This is a genomic window from Cyanobium sp. T1B-Tous, assembly GCF_024345475.1.
Classification (GTDB): domain Bacteria; phylum Cyanobacteriota; class Cyanobacteriia; order PCC-6307; family Cyanobiaceae; genus Cyanobium_A.
The window spans coordinates 1-5,855 of sequence record NZ_JAGQBE010000109.1 but is presented as its reverse complement, the minus strand read 5'-3'; the positions used below and the strand labels follow the sequence as shown (position 1 = coordinate 5,855).

Sequence of the window (5,855 nt, the reverse complement as noted above, 5' to 3'; positions counted from 1 at the left end):
TGGCTTTGCAGGAAAGCAGTAAGTAGATGCGGGGCGGCAAACCGCTCGCTCATCTGAGCTTAACACCAATTCACATCTTGCGGCCAACTTGGAGGATGAATTGGGCCGCACCAGGGCTGATGGCACCGACAAGCCCGGCTGATCACCCCCTAACCGGGGTCGCTCCTGCGTCACCCCAGGAAAGAGCTCAACAAGATCCGCCACCGGGACCCAGGTGCCGCGGAGGTGCTCATTCACCCAACAGGTGGCATCGGCTGCCGCAGCGCTGCTCGGCCATTCCACTGGCAGCCCTCCCTGCGATGCCCCCTTTCGTCGTGCGGGGCAACCCGCTGGAGGCCAGTGCTTGATCTGGCGCACCTTGGTGTGCGTGGATGGACATTCTTGGGTAGCCGCACCGCAAGGTGGGGCCAGCAAAGCCGATGACACCTGAGCTCGCAAACTGCGTACTTGAGGGACTCCTGCTGCTCCATGAGGAGCTGTCACAGGATCCTGAGTCGCCTTGGTACGTAGGCACACCAGATCAGACGCAGGTGCTGCATGACGAACTCTGGATCTTGGCTGGAGAGCTCTACCCCCGCTCCAGCGCTGCCTTGGTAGATGGCTGGTACCGAGCTGGTCGCTCGTCGTTATTGCCGGTGAACTGCACTGGCGAGCTGTTCAGCAGCCGGCACCTCCAGCTGGTGGGTTGATTAGGTCTGCTCACGCCGAGGGTGATGCAGCAACTAAAAACTGAGGCTTTGAGCCGCTAGTTTGAGTAGCTAGGAGTAAGAGCAAGGAGCGGCGGATAGGGCAGCTCCCTCTGTGACGATTCTTGTTCGTAATCCACGATCAACGGAAATTCCTCCTATTAATTCCCCCGTCTTGCGGCGCTTGGTGTGTCTTGACCCCAGAACGTCGCACCCATCCCATCCGAATACTGATCGCCGATGACGAGGCGAATATCCGGCGCATATTGGAAACGCGCCTGCGTCTAGCTGGCTTTGAGGTGGCAGCGGCAGTCAATGGCATGAATGCTCTTGAACTCTTCCGCAGCTTTGAGCCGGATGCACTTGTTCTTGATGTGATGATGCCAGAGCTTGATGGTTTCGCTGTGACCGAGCGGATCCGAGCTCAATCAGAAGTGCCGATTATTTTGCTCACTTCTTTGAGTGATGTAGGCGACCGCCTCACTGGACTAAAACTTGGCGCCGATGATTACATACTCAAGCCATTTAGCCCAAAAGAGCTTGAGCTACGTATTCGCTGTGTGCTGAGAAGAAGCTCTCCATTGCTTCTCAGCGGCAAGCAAATAAATAATGGCGCTGACCGAAAGCCTGCAAGCAGTCATTGGCTGATCGTAGGGAATTTCAGGGTTGATCTAACGCGCCGCAAAGCCTATCGCGGTGATGAGCGCATCCGTCTAACGGGAATGGAATTCAGCTTGCTAGAGCTATTGATTAACCGAGCGGGTGAGCCAGTCAGCCGGCTGGACATCCTCGAGCAGGTTTGGGGGTATAGGCCCACAAAATCTAATGACAGTCGAGTAGTAGACGTTCACATATCACGACTGCGAGCAAAAGTGGAGGAGGACGTAGAGGTTCCCGAGCTTATTCTTACAACGCGAGGCAAAGGCTACATGTTTCGGCGCTGCAGCCAGGAAGAAATATCTCTCAAAATATGAGCCCATGCTCGTGATCTCTCCATAAAGCAGTCAGGACTGGCCCCGGCAGCACCCCCTAAAGTCAACGTATAAGGCCAAGATATTTCCAGAGGTCTTGCTGCAAGCGGCGATGCAAAGGTGTGACATTGACCATGTTTTTTGGAGGTGAATTCAGGTCAATTCCAGACTTTTCTGCCTCCTTGCGAACCTGCCTCAAGACAGGTATCAGCAGCAAGGCCGTCACAAGCGACATAAGCAGCAGCGCCGGAAGAAAGCTGATGGTCATGGCAACAAAAACGGTCCCGGCCAGCATTTGACTGGCCAGCACCAGCCACTTCGGTTTGCTTTTGCCGGATAGCTGTTTCATGGTCTCATCTTGATAGCGCTTCCGGTTCACCGGGCCCCTGCTTTGGTCCGCGAAACAATCCATCTAGGTAGTGCTTGACCACTGCGGGCTGGATCAGCCTGTACTGATCCCATTGCGGGTGATCAACGATGAATACTGCTATCGCATCTGGAATCCCAGTCATCAAGACGCCAACACAGAGCACCCTCCCATCAGAGCAGTATCCCGCTGCGGAACTAGCGGAAGTGACCGCAAGACACTTGTGGCTGTCTTGGTTTTTGTTCATCGTGAACGCTTGCGGGCCTAATCCTTTGCCTCTGCTATGCCGCTGTCAAGCTCCGCTGCATTTTCCCAGGGCCAGGACCACAGCGCTTGCATTTTAGCGAGTCTCGCCTGAATCGCCTGTGTAATCCCCGCTGGCCGCAGAGCCCAGCAGCAAGGGCACACTCGTCTACAGGCTGGATGGCACCACGCTCGTGATCCTCGCCTGGCCGCGATCAATACCGCTGAGGCCAGCTGAGGGAGGGTAAGACAAGACTCGAGGAGGTGAGTCCCTACGACATGCTGGCGGTGTGCACTACCCCAGTGATGCGGAGGCCAGTCAGAGGCTGGCCCTAGCGATCAGCAGGGATGTGATCAAATCCCCCGAATGGAGAAGCTTCAAACCACAACTAGCCGATGAACTTTAGCGGTTGTTGGTTGCTCCCCCGGTGACTTTCAGGAAAGGTGTCACTCCTGGGCTGCCTTTCAGGCCGCCTGCATCAACGGTAGCTGCCCTGGTTCATTGAGTTCATCCGGCGGCTGATTGATCCAGACCACCTCCGGTTGAAGCCAACACCTGGTTGATCGCGACCAACGCCTTGGATGGCGCTGGCGGGCCTGTCCATACACGACAGAACGGTGCCTGCAGATCTCCGTAGCCTGACCATGGTGACGTTGCTGGGGCGTCACGAATTTGATGCCGCTGTGGCGGTGTTGGTGGTTGTACCAATCGACGAACGCGGCCACCCACTGACAAGCCTGTTCTTTGGAGGCAAATGGCTTGCGGGGGTAATCAGGCCGATACTTCACCGTCCTGAACAGCGATTCCGAGTACGGGTTGTCGTTGGATACCCGTGGTCGTGAGAACGACCTGAGCACGCCCAGTTCTTCCAAGCGGCTCTCCAGCGTTGCTGCACGCATGGCGTTGCCGTTGTCGGAATGGAGAACCAGGGGTTGCTTCCTGCCTTTGCTGATCCGTTCTCTCAGGCAAGCCCTACTGACCAGATCCGCTGCAACGGCTGGATCCTCACGCTCATCCACATCCCAGGCCACGACCTTGCGGCTCCAGACGTCGATCACCAGGTAGAGGTACAGCCAGATCCCGCGCACGGTGGTGGGCAGATAGGTGATGTCCCAACTCCACACCTGGTTTGCTTCTGAGGTCCTGAGCCGTGGAACGGGGCGCGGTTCCTGTGGTGGCCGTGCACGACCGCGGCGGTGAACCTGGCCATGGGCATGGAGTACCCGGTAAAAGCTGCTCTCCGAGCCGATGTACAGCCCCTGATCGGCCAGGGCTGGCACGATCTGCCCTGGCGGCAGTGAGGCGTACTCAGCCTGGTTGCAGGTGAGCAGGATGCGTTGGCGCTCCTCCTCGCTCAGCTTGTGCGAGACCAGACGTGGGCTGCCTTTGCGGCGATCGTGACCATCGCCATCACCGATCACAGCCTTCCGCCAGCGCTTGAGGGTGCGCAGACAGATGCCGATCTCGCTGCAGGCGCTGACCAGGCCCGCACCAGCGGCATGAGCCTCGTTAATCAGCTCAATCGCCTTGAGCCGGTGAGCGGCGCTGGTCAGCCTTCCGCGTCCTCCGAGCAGAAGGCTTCCCACTTTTTTCTCAGCACCAGCAAGGCTGCCATCTCCGCCATGGCTTTCTCCTTGCGCTGCAGCTCTTTCTTGAGGGCCTTGATCTCCCGCTGGTCCTGGGCACGGAGCTTTTCCAGCTCTCTCTGCTCTTTCAAAGTGAGCACTGGCTTCTCATTGGCATCCTGCGCTGCCTGCCGCCAACGTTCCACCTGCTCGGGGAACAGGCCCCTCTCCCTGCAGTAAGCGCTGAGCTCAGTGGCATTCAGGCCAGCGGCCTCCAGCACCACCGTGAACTTGTCGGCAGCACTCCAGCCCTCTGGTTCCTTCTCGGAAGCCGGCACCACCTCTCCCTGCAACCGCCAGGCCTTCCTCCAGTTGTAGAGGGTGACGATGTGAATGCCCAGCTCTGCTGAGATCTGAGCCACGCTCTGCCTGTGAGGCGGACTCATCCGCCTCCTCACATCAGCTTTAACAGCCTCGCTGTAACGACGCATTGCTCATGTCCTCAAGCCCCCGGGTGTACTGATCACAGGGGTGACAACTTTCCTGAAACCGGGGGCTCGTGGTCTTGATGGATACGAAGCAGCCAAAACAGCAGCAAACCAACTCCGGCACTCATTGGGACTGAAGTGGGATCAAGTTGGGTTCAAGAAGGAACCGAACCCCACTGGGACTAAGAGTGCCTCTGGAGGAGGTAATAGCAGGTCCAGGAGCACTGGAGCAAGGTTTGATCGCAGCAGCAGGTACAACCCATCAAAAAGGGGGTACTTTCGCGGGTATTACGGTGCTGATGGTTCTTATCACGACATTGACTGAAGAAACCACTGATCAAGGAGTTGCGACCTGGGGTCTGGAACCCTCTGGTGCTGTCTAATTGTCCTTGTAGTCCTGAGGATTGCGGAGGGTCCTTGAGGACTGTTTGGTGCGTCTTGAAGGGTCCTTTGGTCCTGGTGTCCTTGAGGAACAAAAGAACCAGAAGCAGTCTTTACAGAATCCCCTACGGGGATTGCCTACGGCACCTCTGTGTTGTTCTTATCCTTTCTTCCTTCTGGTCGTAATGCTTTGGTCTTGATGGGTTGCTTGATGGGTCCCAAGAGCTTCCTTGAGGGTCTTTGAGAACCTATAACCATACCCTGATCAAACTACTGCGTAGTTATTTATGATTTTGGATTCTTAAGGTACAATGTGATCTTTAACTGCAACAGAGTGATTCTACTGCTATTTGGATATAGTGTCAAGCAATCTTCTGATTGACAGATATAAACCCATAGTGTATAATGATTGAAGAACATAGACAATCAAATATCTTATGAAGACATCAACAGATTCAAGGGATCAGGTGAAGGAAAGTCCCATAGATCAACGCTATCGGTTATTGCTGCTAAACGGATATCTGAAGAGCGTAAAAGAAGTTCCAGTTGCTAATGGGGGTAGCAAATGGGTCTTCTGCTGTCCCTTCTGTTCATCTTTGGGTTGAACTGAATCCAAGAGAAATGAACGCAAAGGACCACTGCAATGGAATGACCTCCAGAACTCGTGGGTCTTCTTCTGTGCTCGTAAAGGCAGTGCAGAGTGCTCTGGTGGTGGAAAGACCTTTGAGAAGTTCCTGAGTGCCTTAGACGATGATCTGGCAGAGCACTACAGAAGAGATCGGTGGAATTCAGGCACCACAGGGGAAGGTCAGAACTAACAGACGCCACTACATCTCTAGATTGTCTCTATAAGGTTAAATGATCGCCAGGTCAGCAAGAGTTCCTGCATACCCGGTTATTTCTATAATCGAATCTGCTGCAGGCGAGAATCCAGCAGTTTTGTCATTAAGCGCAAGAAATGTACGAGCAGAGGGACCTGCTCCAAGTGAAAAAGTCGCAGCACTGTTCCTTGCAAAGTTTCGTGTGGTTAGAATGCTGGAAAGGGAAGCCTGAGTAAGGCTAGAGACACTATCTAGCTCTCTGAGATTGGCAGCTGTTACAGCACTTGGACCATCGAGAATATCAACACCGATTACAAAGTCTGTAATACGAT

At 55.0% G+C, this 5,855-nt stretch carries 5 protein-coding genes; 2 read left to right on the top strand and 3 right to left on the bottom strand.

Features of this window, described 5'->3' with window-relative positions:
• Positions 1 to 530 precede the first annotated feature (530 nt).
• The gene (locus tag KBY71_RS14640) at positions 531 to 689 is read left to right on the top strand and encodes a hypothetical protein (protein ID WP_254929624.1); all 159 of its coding nucleotides are present in this window, start codon (positions 531 to 533) and stop codon (positions 687 to 689) included.
• Between the two features lie 191 nt (positions 690 to 880).
• Positions 881 to 1,660, top strand: a complete 780-nt coding sequence (locus KBY71_RS14635; RefSeq protein ID WP_254929623.1) for a response regulator — start codon at positions 881 to 883, stop codon at positions 1,658 to 1,660.
• Between the two features lie 61 nt (positions 1,661 to 1,721).
• On the opposite strand, the gene KBY71_RS14630 is transcribed toward KBY71_RS14635, so the two are convergent.
• The 3 genes from KBY71_RS14630 to KBY71_RS14615 form a co-directional block, all read right to left on the bottom strand.
• Positions 1,722 to 2,006 (bottom strand): hypothetical protein, encoded by a 285-nt coding sequence (locus tag KBY71_RS14630; protein ID WP_254929622.1) that lies wholly within the window; start codon positions 2,004 to 2,006, stop codon positions 1,722 to 1,724.
• A 726-nt stretch (positions 2,007 to 2,732) separates the two neighbouring features.
• A protein-coding gene (locus KBY71_RS14625) for an IS3 family transposase (protein WP_396095576.1) occupies positions 2,733 to 4,324 on the bottom strand; the annotation gives its coding sequence in 2 pieces (ribosomal slippage) (positions 2,733 to 3,851 and positions 3,854 to 4,324; 1,590 coding nt in all).
• 1,232 nt (positions 4,325 to 5,556) lie between these two features.
• Positions 5,557 to 5,855, bottom strand: a 299-nt coding sequence (locus tag KBY71_RS14615) for a bluetail domain-containing putative surface protein (RefSeq protein ID WP_315858577.1), incomplete at its 5' end; no start/stop codon positions are given.

Coding starts and splice junctions, on each gene's coding strand:
- KBY71_RS14630 (WP_254929622.1), bottom strand. CDS start 2,006: ATGAAACAGCTATCCGGCAAAAGCAAACCGAAGTGGCTGGTGCTGGCC.